Genomic DNA, 15,552 nt, shown 5'->3' on the forward strand with positions numbered 1-15,552 from the left:
ATCAAAGAGTCTCCCATGCCAAATGCGACATCACCACCGATCCGCGACGCCTTCCTTGATGCGATGAGCCATCTGGTGTCCTCGGTGACGATCGTCACGACGGATGGCATCGCAGGGGCCGCGGGGGCAACGGTTTCGGCCATGACGTCCGTGTCAGCAGATGGGGATGCCCCGACAATGCTGGTGTGCCTGCATCACGAGGCCTCGGCCTCGCCCGCGATTTTGCGCAACCGCTGTTTTTGCATAAATGTACTCAGCGCCGACCAAGAAGACATAGCGAACGTCTTTGCCGGACGCGCCCCGGCCCCCGGTGACGACAAATTCGCGGCTGGTGCGTTCGAGCCAATGGCCACGGGCGCACCAAGCTTGATCTCGGCCCTGGCGCGCTTTGATTGTACTTTATTGTCGGACGAGCGGATCGGCACGCATCACCTGATGATCGGGTCGGTGCGACAGGTGTCACGCCTCAGCGGCCCACCGCTCATGTATGGCAATCGGGCCTATCAAAGACTTGCCTAACGGTCAGTGCACAAGGCTCAAAGCGGTTGGGCGTTTTCCACCAGTTTGACGAAAAATGACGCACCAATCGGGGCCACATCATCGTTAAAATTGTAGTTGGGGTTGTGCAGGCCGGCGCCCTCACCCTGCCCTAGGAACAGGTATGATCCGGGGCGGCTTTCCAACATGTAGGAAAAATCTTCGGCGCCCATTTCACGCCCGCCTTGGTCATTCACACCGGTATCACCGACAATTTCGCGCGCAACACTGGCCGCAAAGGCCGTTTTATCCGCGTCATTGATCGTCGCAGGGTAGCCGCGCTCATAGTCCAGCCGCGCGCTCACACCATAACTCGCCGCCTGCCCCGCCACGATCTCGCCCATGCGCCGCTCAACCATATCCTGCACTTCTGGGTCAAAAGTCCGAACGGTGCCGTTGATATAAGAGGTGTCGGGGATGATATTATCCGCCGAGCCGGTGTGGATTTGCGTGACCGAGACCACCAGATCATCCAGCGGGCGATGGTTGCGCGACACGATGGTCTGTAAGGCGTTACAAATGCCCAAAGTTGCCACCACCGGATCCTTGGTTTCGTGCGGATAAGCCCCATGCCCCCCAACCCCGTCGATATGAATTGTAAACATATCAACGGCGGCCATCAGTGGCCCGGATTTGGTTAAAAAGGTGCCAAAATCCACCCCCGGAGCATTGTGCAACGCATAGACCTGCGCGATGTCAAAGCGGTCCATGATGCCCTCATTAACCATAACGCCCGCGCCACCGCCGTCTTCCTCGGCAGGTTGGAAAATCAACGCCACGCGGCCTTTGAAATTACGGGTCTCTGCCAGATACTTAGCCGCGCCCAGCAGCATAGTTGTGTGGCCATCGTGACCACAGGCGTGCATCTTCCCGTCAACTGTCGAGGCGTACTCCAGCCCCGTGGTTTCTTGCAAAGGCAGCGCATCCATATCGGCGCGCAGGCCAATTGTCGGCCCCTCCCCCTGCCCCTCGATGATGGCGACCACACCGCTTTGCGCGATCCCTTCATGGATGTCTGTGATCCCAAATTCCTTCAGCCGTTCCACGACAAACGCCGCGGTTTCATGGCAGTCGAATTGCAATTCGGGATGTTGGTGCATCCAACGCCGCCAAGCCTTCATATCCTCGGCAAAATCGGCAATGCGGTTCACGGGTGGCATGCGGGCGCTCCTTCTGGTTATCTGCGCCTAAGTTTCACCAAAGCGATAGGCTCCGCAATGCCCGATCTTATCTATGATGCCAGCCAACCCATGCCTCGTCTGATCGAGATCATGCGCCGTTTGCGCGATCCTGATAGCGGATGCCCGTGGGATATTGAGCAGGATTTTGCCTCCATCGCGCCCTACACGATCGAGGAAGCCTACGAGGTCGCCGATGCGATTGAGCGCGGTGATATGGGCGAATTAGAGGGCGAATTGGGTGATTTATTGCTGCAAACGGTCTATCACACCCAAATGGGCAGCGAGGCTGGCGTCTTTGATTTTGCCTCGGTGGCGAATGCTATTTCCGACAAAATGATTGCCCGCCATCCACATGTTTTTGGCGATGAGAGCCGCGATAAATCAGCCGAGCAACAGATTGCGGATTGGGAGCAAATCAAAGCGGCAGAGCGCGCAGGCAAAGCGCAGGGTGGCACTTTGGACGGGGTGGCCATTGGCTTGCCCGCCCTGCTGCGCGCGATGAAGCTGCAAAAACGTGCCGCACGGGTTGGGTTTGACTGGCCGTCCACGGATCAGGTGCTTGATAAAATCGTGGAGGAATCGCGCGAGTTGGTAGAGGCCAAAGAGAGCCTGACGCAGCAAGAGGTTGAAGAAGAATACGGGGATTTATTGTTTGTTATGGCCAACTTAGGTCGGCATTTAAACATTGACCCCGAGGCCGCACTTCGAGCCGCAAATGGTAAGTTTATCCGGCGCTTTGAAGGCGTAGAGGCCAAACTGGCCAGAATTGGCAAGACCCCGGCGGCGTCCAACCTAGAAGAGATGGACGCCTTTTGGGATGCGGTCAAAGCCGACGAGCGCGCCTGAATTTAACGCCCTTTAAACAGGCTCCCCATGATGCCACGCACGATGGCGGTGCCGGCCTTGGTGCCGATCGAGCGCATCATGGATTTGGCAAATGCCTCGCCCACACTATCGCCGCGCCGCTTGCGGGTGGTGGTTTTCTTCGAGGTGGAACGTTTCACGCGGGTGCCGGAATATCGTCGCCCTGTTTGATACTCACGATCACGGACTTCCATTTCCTCTTCTTTGGCCTCGGCCTCCTCGGCAGCTTTGGCTGCCTTATCAGCGCGCGCTTGCAGCATCTCAAAGGCCGAATTGCGGTCCATCGCAGTCTCGTATTTTCCGGCGACTGGCGATGCGGCGATCACCGCGCGGCGCTCCGCCGCTGTGATCGGCCCAAGCTGGGAGGACGGCGGCCGGATCAAGGTTCTCTCGACCATGCCCGGCACGCCTTTCTTTTGCAAAAATGACGTCACGGCTTCGCCGACGCCCACTTCCTTGATCGCGTCCTCTACATCAAAGCGCGGGTTTTCGCGGTAGGTATCCGCCGCCGCGTGCAAGTCTTTTTGGTCCCTGCGGGTGAAGGCGCGCAGGGCGTGTTGTACACGGTTGCCAAGCTGGCCCAGAATATCCTCAGGCACATCGGCAGGTTTTTGAGTGATGAAATAGACCCCGACACCCTTGGAGCGGATCAGGCGCGCGACCTGCTCGACCTTATCAACCAGTGCTTTTGGGGCACCGTCAAACAGCAGGTGCGCCTCGTCAAAGAAGAACACGAAAATCGGCTTATCGGGGTCGCCAATCTCGGGCAGCGTTTCGAATAGTTCTGACAACATCCACAACAAGAAAGTCGCGTAAAGTTTCGGCGCAGACATCAATTTGTTGGCGGCAAGGATATTGATTTGGCCACGACCATCGGGGCCGACCCGGAACATATCCTCCAAATCCAGTGCAGGTTCCCCAAAGAAGTCAGCCGCCCCTTGGTTTTCCAAGACCAATAAGCGTCGCTGGATAGCGCCCACCGATTGCGAGGACACAAACCCGTAACGCAGCGCCAAAGTTTTGGCATTCTGGCCGATCCAGACCAGCAGCGATTGCAAGTCCTTGAGGTCCAGCAGTGGCAAGCCTTCCTCATCAGCCAAGCGAAACGCGATATTGAGGATGCCTTCTTGCGCCTCCGACAGTTCCAGTAAACGCGACAACAACAACGGCCCCATTTCCGAGACCGTGGTGCGAACCGGGTGCCCGCTTTCGCCGTACATATCCCAAAATGTGACGGGAAAAGAGTCGTAGATATAGTCGGAAAAGCCGATCTTCTCGGCACGCTCCATGAAGGGGCCGTGCAGCTTGTGCGTCTCGGTCCCCGCCTTCGCCAACCCCGACAAATCGCCCTTCACATCGGACATGAAAACCGGAACACCCGCGTTCGACAGGCTTTCCGCCAGAATTTGCAAGGTCACAGTTTTACCCGTCCCCGTGGCCCCGGCAATCAGACCGTGACGGTTGGCATATTTCAACAAAAGCCCCTGTGGGTCCGCGTAACCTTCGCCGCCACCACCAACAAATATCGTATCTTTATCAGCCATTTTCGCCCCGTTGTTTGGATCGCTCATTATTTTATTCAGCGTTACAATAGCTTGTTAACATCTTTGTGCCAGAGTGATCCACATGCAGATGCGCCTCATTTTGGGCCTCAATGGCCTGCGTGTTGTCGCGTAGTTGTATAACTTCCTCCCTGTCGACTTGGCCGTGTCTTTAAGACACGGCCTTTTTTTTCACCTAAACGATCCGGGGGTATGTACAGATTGTCGCAGTAACATGTTGACCAAATCGCTAATAAGGCATAAAGTCCGCGCATAAGTCGGCCTAGTCCGACGGGGAGAAGACATTCTATGAAAGGGTCTGCGAAAGCAGGCCCTTTTTTCTCGTCTGGTGGTAAATTTTATACGTTCTTGGCCTCTCCAATCGACATGATACCTTACAAAAACCGCTCAAACTGTGATTTCAGGCCTGACACTCTCAATCACTCATGTTAGTTTTCACCAACTTTAAAAATAAGAAACAGGACCCCCATGTCTGAGTATTTCAAAACCCTGCTAATCGGTGCCGCATTAGGCGCGTTTGTCGCAAGCGGCGCTATCGCACAAACAACAACTGACACCACGGCTGAGGCCACGACCGAAACGCCCGCAGCCGAGGTCGAGGCCCCCGCCACACAAGAGGCTGACGCAACGCGCGATGATGGTCTCAACACTGGCACCGAGGTCGTTGAGGTTGGTAAAACCTACCGCGTTTCCAACCATGGTGACTGGGAGTTGCGCTGTATCAAAGCCCCTGAAGGAACCAAAGATCCGTGCCAGCTTTACCAATTACTGGAAGATCAGCAGGGAAACTCTGTAGCTGAAATCAATCTGTTCAGCTTGCCGAAAGATGACAAGTTGGCCGCGGGTGCGACGATCGTTACGCCCTTGCAAACCTTGCTGACGAAAAATGTTTTGCTGTCCGTTGATGGAGGCAAAGCCAAAGTCTACCCTTTCACCTTTTGCACCACCATTGGTTGCTTCTCGCGGGTTGGTTTCACCTCAGGTGATGTGGCCGCATTTAAAGGTGGTAACGCGGCCAAAATCGTCGTGGTTCCAGCTCAGGCCCCCGACCAAACGGTTGAGTTAACGATGTCGCTGAAAGGCTTCACCGCTGGGCTAAAAGCCGTTCAAGCCGCCGCTGAGTAACATTTAAAAAACTATAAGCCCGCCACGTCTTACCGTGTGGCGGGCTTTATATTTTGTAAGCTGTGATAGCTTAGACAAGCCGCCCTTTACGCCCGCCACGACGTCGGGCAATCGGCTGCTTTACCAAACCTTCGTTAAGAACTGCCGTCATTGGGTGGTCAGACGCATCGCCACTGTAGACTTGTAACAAATGTAGTATGGCCCGGTGATTGTCTTGCCCTTCCGGTAGGTTAAGCGCCCAATCCAGAAAAATAGACCGACATTCCCCCGCAGTAATTCCTACGATGCGGTATGCTTCAAGGATTAACCCTTTGCGGTCGATTGTGTTGAGGTCCATGTGGTCACGCTCCGGTTGTCACAGAAGTTCCCCTTCCTAACACGCAGTAGGGTTTATGCCAGAACCTGTTCCACGACCTCTGCCGCACGTTTGCGACACTCTTGCAGGCGCGTGGCCAACTCCTCCAGCGTATCACATCCGCAATCACGTAAAAGCAACGCTTGCCCGCCGGCCCCCACGGCCTCTGGATCAAGCGGGCGATCGGACAACAGGCGCGCGGCCAATTGGACGTTCCAAAACAAAGTATAGCCCTCGGACAAAATGCTAAGCTGGGCGTCACTTAACAGCCCCGCACCCCGCGCCTCTTGCAACTGAGCGGCGGTCTGGCGCGCCATGCCGCCGCGTGCGATCAAACTCAAAGCCTGTGCGGTCAGCTCTATATCTTGCAGCCCCCCAGCCCCGAGTTTCACATCCCACGGCCTTGCCTTTTCACGCATGGCATCGGCCAATCGAGACCGCATGTCTTGCGTCTCGGATTTAATCCGCCCCGCCTCAAAACTGGCTTTCAAAATAGCGCACCGCACTGCCTCGACACTGGCGGCAAGCCCTTGGTTTCCGGTCACAACCCGCGCCCGCGTCAGCGCTAAATGCTCCCAAACCCACGCGTCATTTGCCTGATAGGTTTTGAATGCACCCAGTGAGGTCGCCACTGGGCCAGATTGGCCGGATGGCCTAAGGCGCAAGTCCACCTCATACAGGCGTCCCTGCGCCATCGGGGCGCTTAAAGCTGTCACGAACGCTTGTGTCAGACGTGAAAAGTAAATGCGTGTATCCAATGGCTTACGCCCATTCGAGGTCTCAACCCCATTCGCATCATAAATCACGATTAGATCCAGATCAGATTGTGCGCTTAAGGCGGCCGCCCCCAACGACCCCATGCCCAAAACCACGGCCCCATGCCCCGGCGCAGCCCCGTGTTTATGCGCAAATTCCTGCGCAACAACGGGCATCAGACCTGCCAATGTTGCCTCCGCCAGTTCTGCATATTGGCGCGCCGCATCCATTGGGTTCAACAGGCCTTGCAAGTGATGGACACCGACGCGGAAGTGCCATTCTTTTTGCCAACGCCGCGCGGCGTCCAGCTTTGCCTCATAATCTGGCGCGGTCTTCATTTGAAGCGATATGCTAGACACCAACGCCTCCACCCCGGGCCAAGGCGCGAAAAATTCCCCGATGATCACAGCATCCAAAACCCCCGAATTTCGCGATAGATATGTCGCCAATGCGGGGGATGTGGCGCAAATATCCACGATGAGCTTGGTCAAAGACGGGTTGGCTTCAAACAAAGAAAACACTTGGACGCCCGCAGGAAGCCCTGCTAAAAATCGCTCGAATTCGACCATTGCCTCAGTCGGGCGTGGGGCCTGCGCCAGTTGCCGCAAAATGCCGGGAAACACACGTTTGAACAAGGCCACGGCCCGCTCCGAGCGCAGCGCCGGAACCCCTCGCCATTGCTCCAAGTAATGATCGGCGCTCTCCAACCCGTCGGTCTGCGGGGCATCTTGTGCATCGTCAGGCGCAAAGAAACTATCGCTAACCTTTGCCACATCTTCCAATCTATTCAAAAGCGTCGCCCGAAGGTTATCTGTGTTTTCCTCCCCCATAAAATGGGCGAGACGGGCAAAACCGTCATCCGTTTTGGGCAGATCATGGGTCTGCGCATCATTAATCATTTGCAACCGGTGCTCGACCTCCCGGTGCGCCACATAAGCCGCCTTTAAGCGCTCCGCGGCCTCAAGCGACACCCACCCAGATGCAACCAGCCGGTCCAACCCCTCGCATGTTCCGCGCACCCGCAAGCTTGGGTCGCGGCCCCCGGCAATAAGCTGGCGCGTTTGGGTGAAAAACTCGATCTCCCGAATGCCCCCGGCGCCCAGTTTCATATTGTGCCCCTCTAGCAGCATTTCACCGCCAAGCCCCTTGTGGCTTCGAATGCGTAGCCGCATGTCGTGGGCATCCTCAATAGCGGCAAAATCCAGATGCTTGCGCCAAATGAACGGGCTGAGGCGGTCCAGCATGTGATGCCCCGCCTCCAGATCACCCGCGCAGGGGCGTGCCTTGATAAAGGCCGCGCGCTCCCATGTGCGCCCGACGCTTTCATAGTAGCGCTCGGCGGCTTCCATCGCGATGCACACGGGCGTCACCGAGGCGTCAGGGCGCAGGCGTAAGTCGGTGCGAAACACATATCCGTCAGCGGTGACTTCCGACATTAACCCCATGAGAGTACGCGTTATTTTGACAAATGTCGCGCGGACTTCCATGTAATCATTCGGGTCGTAGCGGGTCTCGTCGAACAGGCAAATCAGGTCGATGTCGGACGAGTAATTTAACTCATATGCCCCCATTTTCCCCATCGCTAAAATACACATCCCCGCCCCCGACGAGGCATCCGCAGCGGTTTGCCCCGGCAGTTTTCCGCGCGAAATATAAGTGGCGGTCAATTGGGCCAGCCCTTTACTAAGACATCTATCGGCCAATTCGGTGAGGCAGCTTGTCACCGACATGAGCGGCCAAACCCCGGCCAAATCCGCGACAGCCGTCAGCAAGGCAATACGGGCTTTGGCTTGCCTGAAGACAGGCTTGAGGTCCCCGTCGGCAGCCTCGATATCTGCCCAAACGGTGTCGCGTAAATCTTCGGCATCCATGTGGGCCAACTCAGCAATCCAAACGCTCTCGCGCGCCATCAAACCCGCAAGGTAAGGGCTGCACCCCGCCGTGTTTTCCAGCAGGTCACTTAAAACACGCGGCAGCCCCTCAAAACGGGCGCGCGCCTCGGCTCCGCGCTCAAAATTATGGGGCAAAGGACTGCGGGAGATTTTATCTGAAAAAGCCATAGGTCACGATGGAAGGCTACAGGCCCAAGGTCAATACGCGCTTGTGATCGCCGCACCTTCTTCTAAGTTATCTCTCATGAGCAAAAGCCAGAAACGCGTGACCAAAGCCCTAGCCGATGCTGGGTTTGATACTGAAATCATCGAGACAGCTGATCAAACCCGCACCGCCGCCCAAGCCGCCGTGCAAGCAAATTGCGAGGTTGATCAAATAGCCAAATCCATCATCTTTCGCACCGAAAGCACTGGGGTTGCTGTCTTGTTTGTGACCGCCGGTGGCAATCAGGTCGACACAGCCAAAGCCAGCGCGTTAGTCGGTGAGGCCTTGGGAAAAGCCGACGCGGCGCTTATTCGCAAGCAAACGGGGTTCGCCATTGGTGGCGTGTCCCCGGTGGGGCATCTGTCCCCGATTGAAACCTTCATTGACCCTCGCCTTTTGGATTTCAGCATTATCTGGGCCGCCGCAGGCACCCCGCGCCACATCTTTTCGCTTGCGCCATCCGTCTTGCGCGACCTCACTCAAGGCCAGGTCGCAGATTTCACCCAGTAAGTCACCTTGGCTCAATTATTCTCGCCATGGGCCACACGCGCGACCACACGCGCGGCGCGCATCCCCGGAGGCTCATCGCCACGCCCCAAACGCTCCATCGTGATCTCGGCAGCGGCCGCCTGAGCCGATCGCGCAGGTGGCGAGGTCAGCAATTCGCCCAAGGCACGCGCGATGTCCTCGGGTTTACACGCATCGCCCAAAAACTCCGGCACCGTTCGCGTTTCTGACACCAAGTTCACCAAAGTCACCGTGTCGATTTGCAACATCGCCTTGATCATCTTGCGAGACAGCCAATTCATGTCATAGGCAACCACCATTGGCACCGTGTTGGCTGCAAGTTCTAAAGAGACCGTTCCCGACGCGGCCAAGGCGACATCTGCCGCAGCGAAGGCCGCCCGTTTTTCTGCAAGCGCCATGTCCATATTTACCCCGCGCGGGTCGAGTATCACCGGCTGTCCCGGCCAGTTTTTCGTTTGCTGCTGCACCAATGACGCAACCGGAGCCGCCGCAGGGATCACCACGCGGATATCTGGGCGTATTTTCACTAATTTACGCAGGCTTTCCCCGAACACATCGGTTAAACGCGTGACCTCTCCGCGGCGCGATCCGGGCAAAGCCAGCACAATCGGCGCCTCCCCCAATCCGTGGGCCGCGCGAAAATCCGCCGCATCCGCCAGATCCGCCAGCGGCTCGGCCACCACCGGATGCCCGACGAAATCGCAGGGCAATCCCGCTCGCTCCATGTAAGGTGGCTCAAACGGCAGCAATGCCAAAACATGGTCGACAATTCCCACCATGCGGTCGGTGCGTTTCGGACGCCAAGCCCAAACCGAGGGGGCCACGTAATGAACAACCGGAACCTGCGAAAACTTGCGCAGTTTGCGGGCCACTCGAAGGCAAAAATCCGGGCTGTCAATCGTCACAACCACATCAGCGCCAGAGCCGATAATATCTTCAACCACCTGATCGCGGCGCTTAAACAGCCCGCGCAGTTTTGGCAAAACCTCTGCAATCCCCATGACCGACAACTCTTCTATCGGAAACAACGAGCTCATGCCTTGGGCCTCCATCAAGGCCCCGCCAACGCCTTGAAAATTCACAGCCGGATCAAGGTGCTTGAGGCCTTCCATCAAGGCCCCGCCCAACTTGTCGCCCGATGGCTCGCCTGCAATCAGATAGACCTTCATTCGCGCACCCAAAAGAACAGCCCATGGGCATTTGCGCTTTTGATGCAGGCCGCCGCGTCTAAAACCATGACGCCGCCGGCCTCAACCACCACACCACGCAAGCCTACCTGTGCGGCGCGCTCAAAAGTTTGAGGGCCAATCGTCGGCATATCCACGCGGCGATCTTGCCCGGGCTTGCTGGCTTTCACCAATATTCCACCTTCGAGCAAATGGCGCGTGCTCGGCTCATCTGCGGCCATCAGCAATGTGCGCATCATCCAATCCGTGCCGCCAATAGCCTCAATGGCAAGCGCTTGGCCACGCGCAATAATGCACGCCTGCCCGACATCCACCTTGGCCATTGCCTCGATAATCTCAACGCCTCGAAGGGCATCAGCGCGGTCTTGCTTGGCGGGCTGTACTTCGCCCAACACCCCAGCCTCAGGCATCAAATCAGGTGAAATTTCATGGGCGGCCCTCACGCCAATTCCTGCCTCCTCAAAGAAGCTCAATACCACCCGAAGCGCGCCATCATCCCCGTTCTGCAAGGCCGCCATCATCCGAGGTACCAAGGGCATAGTCGCGACATCAATGGCGGAGGGGTCCAGTTTCGGGCGTGCGACCCTGCCTGCAAAACAGACATCACTCACCCCCAAACGCTTTAACTCGGCGATGAAACTTCCCAGTGTTTCAATGCGAAATGTCAGGGCAGGTTGATCACTTTGCACCTCGGATGGGTGCCCGTCCAATTCGCACAGCAAAACCTGCGTTCCTGCATCGCGTAATTGTCGCAGCAAGATGCCCGGCAACGCGCCTTCCCCTGCGACCAACGCCAACATCAGCGTGGCGTCAGGAACGACCGATCACTGTCGCCCAACACAAAATCAACGACTTCACGCACATAATCGCTGTCGGTCTCGTCTGACAAACGGCGCGCACGATCTTGGAATGCCCCATCACCCTGGCGCAACATCTGATAGGCCGCCCGCAGCGCCGTCAAATCCGCACGCGCCACGCCTGCACGCTTCAGGCCAACATAATTCAACCCGTCCAGCTCGCCGCGCGGCGACTGAACCAAACCGTACGGAATGACATCATTTGTCACCATGGTCACCGCGCCAATAATAGCCCCGCGCCCGATCCGTACAAACTGGTGAATGCCCGCCAGCCCGCCGATGATAACCCTATCCTCAATGATGCAATGCCCTGCCAAAGCCGCTTGGTTGGCCATAATAACGCCGTCGCCAACGATCGCATCATGACCGACATGAGAGCCGGTCATAAACAGGCAATCGTCGCCCACACGGGTCAGCCCGCCGCCGCCGGATGTGCCTGTGTTCATGGTCACGCCTTCGCGGATACGGTTACGCGCACCGATCTCTAGGCGGGTATGCTCGCCGTCAAATTTCAGGTCTTGGGGGATTTCGCCGATCACCGCGAAAGGGAAAACAACCGTGTCTTCCCCAATCGAGGTTTTACCAGTCACCACCACATGGCTTTTCAATTCCACGCCACGCGCCAGCGACACATTTGGCCCAACCGTGCAAAATGGCCCGACGATTGCCCCGTCGGCAATGCTCGCGCCCTCTTCGATAAAAGCGCTTGGGTGAATGGTGGCGCTCACTTTGGCAGGTCCATCATGGCGGTAAATTCGGCTTGTGCTGCCATTTCGCCGTCCACTGTCGCCACGCCTTTAAATTTCCAGACTTTTGCGCCAGCTTTACCGCGGGTCACCGTGACATCCAAATGAAGCACATCGCTTGGCACGACTTTGCGGCGGAATTTACAGCCGTCAATTGCCATGAAATACACCAGTAAATCCTTGTCGGCCATGTCCATGGTAACCCCGACCATTACGGCTGCGGTTTGCGCCATTGCCTCGATAATCGTCACACCCGGCATGATCGGAGCACCCGGGAAGTGGCCTTGAAAATGAGGCTCGTTGAAGGTGACATTCTTGATGCCGCGCGCGCTTTCGCCGGCTTTGATATCCACAACTTTGTCGATCAGCAAAAACGGGTAGCGGTGCGGGATGATCCGTTGGATGAGGTCAATATCAGCGGTCGTTGGCGTCATGGGTTCGTCCTTTGGCCTTTGGCTATTTTTGGTATCATCGGCTCTGTAATCGAGCAAGCCGCGTGGTCTAATTGTCGGTCTGGATAGGCTCTGTCACATCGGCGGCGGAACCTATATCGGGGCGTTGTACGGGAAGTTTTCCCGGGTCAATCGGTCCGGGTGATGCCCCGATTGCCGCGTCAATCCGGGCGATAGCGGCATCGGTAATGTCAATTTGGCGAACCGAGAAAATAATTGCAGAGTTATTCAGGATTGCAATCGCGCCAGTTTCTTCAACCAGTTGCAAGAGTATAGGAAAGGCCGCCTCAAAGAAGCGCACCCGTTCTGCTTCGGCCTGACGGCGGATACTATCTGACTTGGCGGACTGCGCCTGACGGATGCCTATGACCCGCTGATCAAAATCGGTAGCCAGAGTTTGAAAAGCATCCGCATCCATGCCCGATCTGTCATCGGTGAGCCTGCGTTCTTCTTCTTCTAATGCGGCTTCAATTTTACGGTTCTCATGCGCTAATTCGGTGGAGTCTGCGGTCAGATCATCCTGCACCCGCTTCCCAAACAAAGACGCAGAGTACATCCGGTCCTGATCCAGCGTCAGCACCGGACTTGGTTGCACGGCCTCTTGTGCAAAAGCGGGCGCGATGAAAGCGGCACTTGCCGCCATCACCCCCGCTGCAACTCGGGACATCATACTCAGAACTGCGTCGAGACAGTTAAGTCGAAGGAACGCTCTTGGTCATAAGATTCCTTCCTCAGCGCTTTGGAGAAGTTAAAGCGCAACGGGCCAATCTGTGTCTTCCAAAGAACTGAAACCCCAATAACCGAGCGCAGATGGAAGCCGTCATCGACAGCCGCACCGGGGATAGCAACGGTTCCGGTATTCACGTCATCAAGGCCCCATAGAGACCCCACATCGAAGAAAACCCCGCCGCGAATGCCATATTCTTCGGGCAGCCCAAGGGGGAAATCAGCCTCAAGGCGGGCAACGGCATAATAGTTGCCGCCCAATGCGTCTTGATTGGCGCTTGTCAGGTCGCGTGGACCAAGCCCTGCCCCGTCAAACCCGCGCATCTTGTTGGAATTCAGGAAAAACCGTTCCGTGATACGGCTGTTGCCGGTCAGGCGCGTGTTTACCCCGAACTCGAACTGAGCGCGCAAAGTTATTTCCTCGCGGGCGACTTTGGTCTCGGCGGAAATCAACCCGCTGGTTTGGACATAGCGCAGCCCGCCACCAACACCGGCAAATTGCTGGCCGAAACGCAGCAACACACCGCTGTTCGGGTTCAAACCTGTCCGGCGCGAATCGTATGAATATAAGTAGCCCAAGGCCGAGGTGAAAGCCGAGCTCTCATCGCGACGAATGATATTGGACACAGTGTTCTTGACGTTTTTCACCGCGTCTTTCGATATCCGGTAGTTCAAGCGCAGACGGCCATTCTCGGACACGGGAAATTCGATGCTTGGCTCGAAGCCTACGTTTTGTGTGTCATAATCAGAGAACTGGCTGTCAGTTGTCCGGTAATAAGCGTTCAGCCCCAAGGCCAGATCACGGCCCAAAAAGGCGGGCTCGATAAAGTTAATCGACGTATTTTGGTTGTCAGATCCGGTGTCAAAAGAGAGCCCAAGTGTTTGGCCACGGCCAAGGAAATTGCGCTCCTTAAAGCTCACATTCAGCGAGGCACCGGAATCGGCGCCGTAACTAACACCAAAGCCCAATGAGCCGGTTGTGGTTTCCTCGACGTCCACGTCCACGACGACCTGCTCGGGCCCACTGCCCTCACGCGTGTTGACATCTGCCGTGGAAAAATAGCCAAGCGCGCGAATGCGTTCCGCCGCATCGCGAATTTCACGCGGGTTGAACGGGTCACCTTCGACGGTCTTGAATTGGCGGCGTACAACGCGGTCCAGCGTGGTTGCGTTGCCCTCGATATCAATGCGCTCCACAAAGACGCGCGGCCCGCGGATGATTGCAAATTCCACGTCCAACGTCACATCCGCATCATTGCGGTTGATGCGTGGCTCAACCCGAATGAAGTTGAGACCTTTCTTCAGGGCAAGACGTTCCATGCGCGTAATTGTGTTCTCGATCTTGGACGGCGAGTAGATTTCGCCGTCTTTCAGCTTTGCCACCTTATGGAATTCGTCCGCATCAATCTCCGGCAGATCTGAATAGGTCGACACTGCTCCCACATGGAACTGCTGCCCTTCACGGACTTTGAAACTGACAAAATACCCGTCGCGTTGGCGCGTTAGCTCCGGTGTCGAGGAGAGGACCTGAAAATCGACATAGCCGCGCGACAGATAGAAATCACGCAACAATTGGCGGTCAAATGCAATGCGATCGGCCACGAAAGTGTCCGACTGAATGACGGACCGCAAGATGCCAGCCTGTTTTGAGTCAATGACCCGGCGCAAGCGGCGATCCGAATAGGACCGGTTCCCAGTGAAGCTGATCCGCTCCACCTCAACCACATCGCCCTCGGACACTTCGAACACCAGATCAACACGGTTGTTCGAGCGTGCAATGATGCGCGGTGTTACTGAGGCGGCGATCCGCCCTGCCTGATTGTAGCCCTCGGCCAGCAGTGCCGCATCGGCCTCGGCGGTGGCAGGGCTATAGACCCGGCGTGATTTTGATTGCAGCAAAGGCAGCAGGTCATCGTCCTTGAGGCGCTTGTTGCCCTCAATATTGACCCGGTTGATGGTCGGATACTCTTTCACCGTTACAACCAACCGGTTGCCTGCGGGAACAATATCGACAGTCTCGAACAGGCCCGAGCGTTGCAATCGTTGCAAAGCATCATTGAGCTTGGCCGCAGATGTGCGCTCGCCACGCTTTAGGCGCAGATAGTTGAGGATCGTGGCATCTTCGATGCGCTGATTGCCCTCAATTTCGACACTACTAACCTGAATACTCTGCGCCCAGACCGGCGCCAGTGGCACCGTGCTGCTGATGGCGGCGATGGCCAAGCCGGATAAGGCAGCCCTAACGCACTGAATCTTAATGAATTGACGTGCGTTCTGCGTCGCTGATGCGATCTTCATGTGTTTGGGTCCCGCTCTGACACTCTATGTTGTGTGTTCGGTCTAGACCGAGTCTGCACAGTTGTCAAAACGAAGACCAAAAAAGGCGCCCAGAAAACAAGCGCCTTTTCACCGAAATTGTTTCAAAGGTTTCGCAGGCCTATAACCCGGCCAAAAGTCCAGCCGTTGTGAGCGCCGCAATGATGGCCACGGGCCAGATCAGGCGGTCCCAGTTAATGCGCACAAGCAGGCTCAAGCCTTGGTAGCTGTTTTGAATATGGGTCATATGTCCCGTCCCTCAT

The 15,552-nt window shown here is 56.5% G+C and carries 15 protein-coding genes; 4 read left to right on the forward strand and 11 right to left on the reverse strand.

Features of this window, described 5'->3' with window-relative positions:
• The first annotated feature begins 15 nt into the window (after positions 1 to 15).
• A complete protein-coding gene (locus AC3Y7R_RS03865; protein ID WP_490040688.1) occupies positions 16 to 519 on the forward strand; it encodes a flavin reductase family protein in 504 nt (167 codons plus the stop codon).
• A gap of 17 nt (positions 520 to 536) precedes the next feature.
• On the opposite strand, the gene AC3Y7R_RS03870 is transcribed toward AC3Y7R_RS03865, so the two are convergent.
• Positions 537 to 1,697, reverse strand: coding sequence for a M20 aminoacylase family protein (locus AC3Y7R_RS03870; RefSeq protein ID WP_490040689.1), 1,161 nt, complete (start codon positions 1,695 to 1,697; stop codon positions 537 to 539).
• 57 nt (positions 1,698 to 1,754) lie between these two features.
• Between AC3Y7R_RS03870 and mazG the strand changes: the two genes are divergently transcribed.
• Positions 1,755 to 2,564 carry a nucleoside triphosphate pyrophosphohydrolase gene (gene mazG, locus AC3Y7R_RS03875; RefSeq protein ID WP_490040690.1) on the forward strand — a complete coding sequence of 270 codons (810 nt, stop codon included), beginning with the start codon at positions 1,755 to 1,757 and terminating at the stop codon, positions 2,562 to 2,564.
• A gap of 2 nt (positions 2,565 to 2,566) precedes the next feature.
• Here mazG and AC3Y7R_RS03880 read toward each other — a convergent pair whose 3' ends face one another.
• On the reverse strand, positions 2,567 to 4,126 hold the full coding sequence (locus tag AC3Y7R_RS03880; protein ID WP_490040691.1) for a helicase HerA-like domain-containing protein: 1,560 nt from the start codon (positions 4,124 to 4,126) through the stop codon (positions 2,567 to 2,569).
• A 486-nt stretch (positions 4,127 to 4,612) separates the two neighbouring features.
• On the opposite strand from AC3Y7R_RS03880, the gene AC3Y7R_RS03885 reads away from it, so the two are divergent.
• Positions 4,613 to 5,269, forward strand: coding sequence for an invasion associated locus B family protein (locus tag AC3Y7R_RS03885; RefSeq protein WP_490040692.1), 657 nt, complete (start codon positions 4,613 to 4,615; stop codon positions 5,267 to 5,269).
• Positions 5,270 to 5,339: 70 nt separating this feature from the next.
• On the opposite strand, the gene AC3Y7R_RS03890 is transcribed toward AC3Y7R_RS03885, so the two are convergent.
• Together AC3Y7R_RS03890 and AC3Y7R_RS03895 are read right to left on the reverse strand one after the other, a co-directional pair.
• Positions 5,340 to 5,606: a hypothetical protein gene (locus tag AC3Y7R_RS03890; RefSeq protein ID WP_490040693.1), complete on the reverse strand. Its 267-nt coding sequence runs from the start codon at positions 5,604 to 5,606 to the stop codon at positions 5,340 to 5,342.
• 53 nt (positions 5,607 to 5,659) lie between these two features.
• The gene (locus AC3Y7R_RS03895; RefSeq protein WP_490040694.1) at positions 5,660 to 8,440 is read right to left on the reverse strand and encodes a bifunctional [glutamine synthetase] adenylyltransferase/[glutamine synthetase]-adenylyl-L-tyrosine phosphorylase; all 2,781 of its coding nucleotides are present in this window, start codon (positions 8,438 to 8,440) and stop codon (positions 5,660 to 5,662) included.
• A gap of 76 nt (positions 8,441 to 8,516) precedes the next feature.
• Here AC3Y7R_RS03895 and AC3Y7R_RS03900 point away from each other — a divergent pair, with 76 nt between their 5' ends.
• Positions 8,517 to 8,987 (forward strand): YbaK/EbsC family protein, encoded by a 471-nt coding sequence (locus AC3Y7R_RS03900; protein WP_490040695.1) that lies wholly within the window; start codon positions 8,517 to 8,519, stop codon positions 8,985 to 8,987.
• A gap of 11 nt (positions 8,988 to 8,998) precedes the next feature.
• Here the strand turns inward: AC3Y7R_RS03900 and lpxB are convergent, their stop codons facing one another.
• From lpxB to AC3Y7R_RS03935, 7 genes are all read right to left on the reverse strand, one after another.
• Entirely contained in the window at positions 8,999 to 10,174 is a 1,176-nt protein-coding gene (lpxB, locus tag AC3Y7R_RS03905; protein WP_490040696.1) for a lipid-A-disaccharide synthase, read from the reverse strand.
• Entirely contained in the window at positions 10,171 to 10,992 is an 822-nt protein-coding gene (locus tag AC3Y7R_RS03910) for an LpxI family protein (RefSeq protein WP_490040697.1), read from the reverse strand. Before AC3Y7R_RS03910 ends, lpxB begins: the two co-directional genes overlap by 4 nt.
• Positions 10,992 to 11,777 carry an acyl-ACP--UDP-N-acetylglucosamine O-acyltransferase gene (lpxA, locus tag AC3Y7R_RS03915; protein ID WP_490040698.1) on the reverse strand — a complete coding sequence of 262 codons (786 nt, stop codon included), beginning with the start codon at positions 11,775 to 11,777 and terminating at the stop codon, positions 10,992 to 10,994. Before lpxA ends, AC3Y7R_RS03910 begins: the two co-directional genes overlap by 1 nt.
• Complete coding sequence (gene fabZ, locus AC3Y7R_RS03920) at positions 11,774 to 12,229, reverse strand: 3-hydroxyacyl-ACP dehydratase FabZ (RefSeq protein WP_490040699.1); 456 nt, start codon at positions 12,227 to 12,229, stop codon at positions 11,774 to 11,776. The genes lpxA and fabZ overlap by 4 nt, the downstream gene beginning before the upstream one ends.
• Positions 12,230 to 12,296: 67 nt before the next feature.
• Entirely contained in the window at positions 12,297 to 12,914 is a 618-nt protein-coding gene (locus tag AC3Y7R_RS03925; protein WP_490040700.1) for an OmpH/Skp family outer membrane protein, read from the reverse strand.
• A gap of 5 nt (positions 12,915 to 12,919) precedes the next feature.
• On the reverse strand, positions 12,920 to 15,271 hold the full coding sequence (gene bamA / locus AC3Y7R_RS03930; RefSeq protein ID WP_490040701.1) for an outer membrane protein assembly factor BamA: 2,352 nt from the start codon (positions 15,269 to 15,271) through the stop codon (positions 12,920 to 12,922).
• A 139-nt stretch (positions 15,272 to 15,410) separates the two neighbouring features.
• Positions 15,411 to 15,536: a hypothetical protein gene (locus AC3Y7R_RS03935; RefSeq protein WP_490040702.1), complete on the reverse strand. Its 126-nt coding sequence runs from the start codon at positions 15,534 to 15,536 to the stop codon at positions 15,411 to 15,413.
• Between the last annotated feature and the right edge of the window lie 16 nt (positions 15,537 to 15,552).

Source organism: Litoreibacter sp. (assembly GCF_058136045.1).

Excerpts from the sequence above, each read along its gene's own strand:
- AC3Y7R_RS03865 (WP_490040688.1), top strand. The coding sequence starts at position 16 with ATGCCAAATGCGACATCACCACCGATCCGCGACGCCTTCCTTGATGCG.
- AC3Y7R_RS03870 (WP_490040689.1), bottom strand. The coding sequence starts at position 1,697 with ATGCCACCCGTGAACCGCATTGCCGATTTTGCCGAGGATATGAAGGCT.
- mazG (WP_490040690.1), top strand. The coding sequence starts at position 1,755 with ATGCCCGATCTTATCTATGATGCCAGCCAACCCATGCCTCGTCTGATC.
- AC3Y7R_RS03880 (WP_490040691.1), bottom strand. The coding sequence starts at position 4,126 with ATGGCTGATAAAGATACGATATTTGTTGGTGGTGGCGGCGAAGGTTAC.
- AC3Y7R_RS03885 (WP_490040692.1), top strand. The coding sequence starts at position 4,613 with ATGTCTGAGTATTTCAAAACCCTGCTAATCGGTGCCGCATTAGGCGCG.
- AC3Y7R_RS03890 (WP_490040693.1), bottom strand. The coding sequence starts at position 5,606 with ATGGACCTCAACACAATCGACCGCAAAGGGTTAATCCTTGAAGCATAC.
- AC3Y7R_RS03895 (WP_490040694.1), bottom strand. The coding sequence starts at position 8,440 with ATGGCTTTTTCAGATAAAATCTCCCGCAGTCCTTTGCCCCATAATTTT.
- AC3Y7R_RS03900 (WP_490040695.1), top strand. The coding sequence starts at position 8,517 with ATGAGCAAAAGCCAGAAACGCGTGACCAAAGCCCTAGCCGATGCTGGG.
- lpxB (WP_490040696.1), bottom strand. The coding sequence starts at position 10,174 with ATGAAGGTCTATCTGATTGCAGGCGAGCCATCGGGCGACAAGTTGGGC.
- AC3Y7R_RS03910 (WP_490040697.1), bottom strand. The coding sequence starts at position 10,992 with ATGTTGGCGTTGGTCGCAGGGGAAGGCGCGTTGCCGGGCATCTTGCTG.
- fabZ (WP_490040699.1), bottom strand. The coding sequence starts at position 12,229 with ATGACGCCAACGACCGCTGATATTGACCTCATCCAACGGATCATCCCG.
- AC3Y7R_RS03925 (WP_490040700.1), bottom strand. The coding sequence starts at position 12,914 with ATGTCCCGAGTTGCAGCGGGGGTGATGGCGGCAAGTGCCGCTTTCATC.
- bamA (WP_490040701.1), bottom strand. The coding sequence starts at position 15,271 with ATGAAGATCGCATCAGCGACGCAGAACGCACGTCAATTCATTAAGATT.
- AC3Y7R_RS03935 (WP_490040702.1), bottom strand. The coding sequence starts at position 15,536 with ATGACCCATATTCAAAACAGCTACCAAGGCTTGAGCCTGCTTGTGCGC.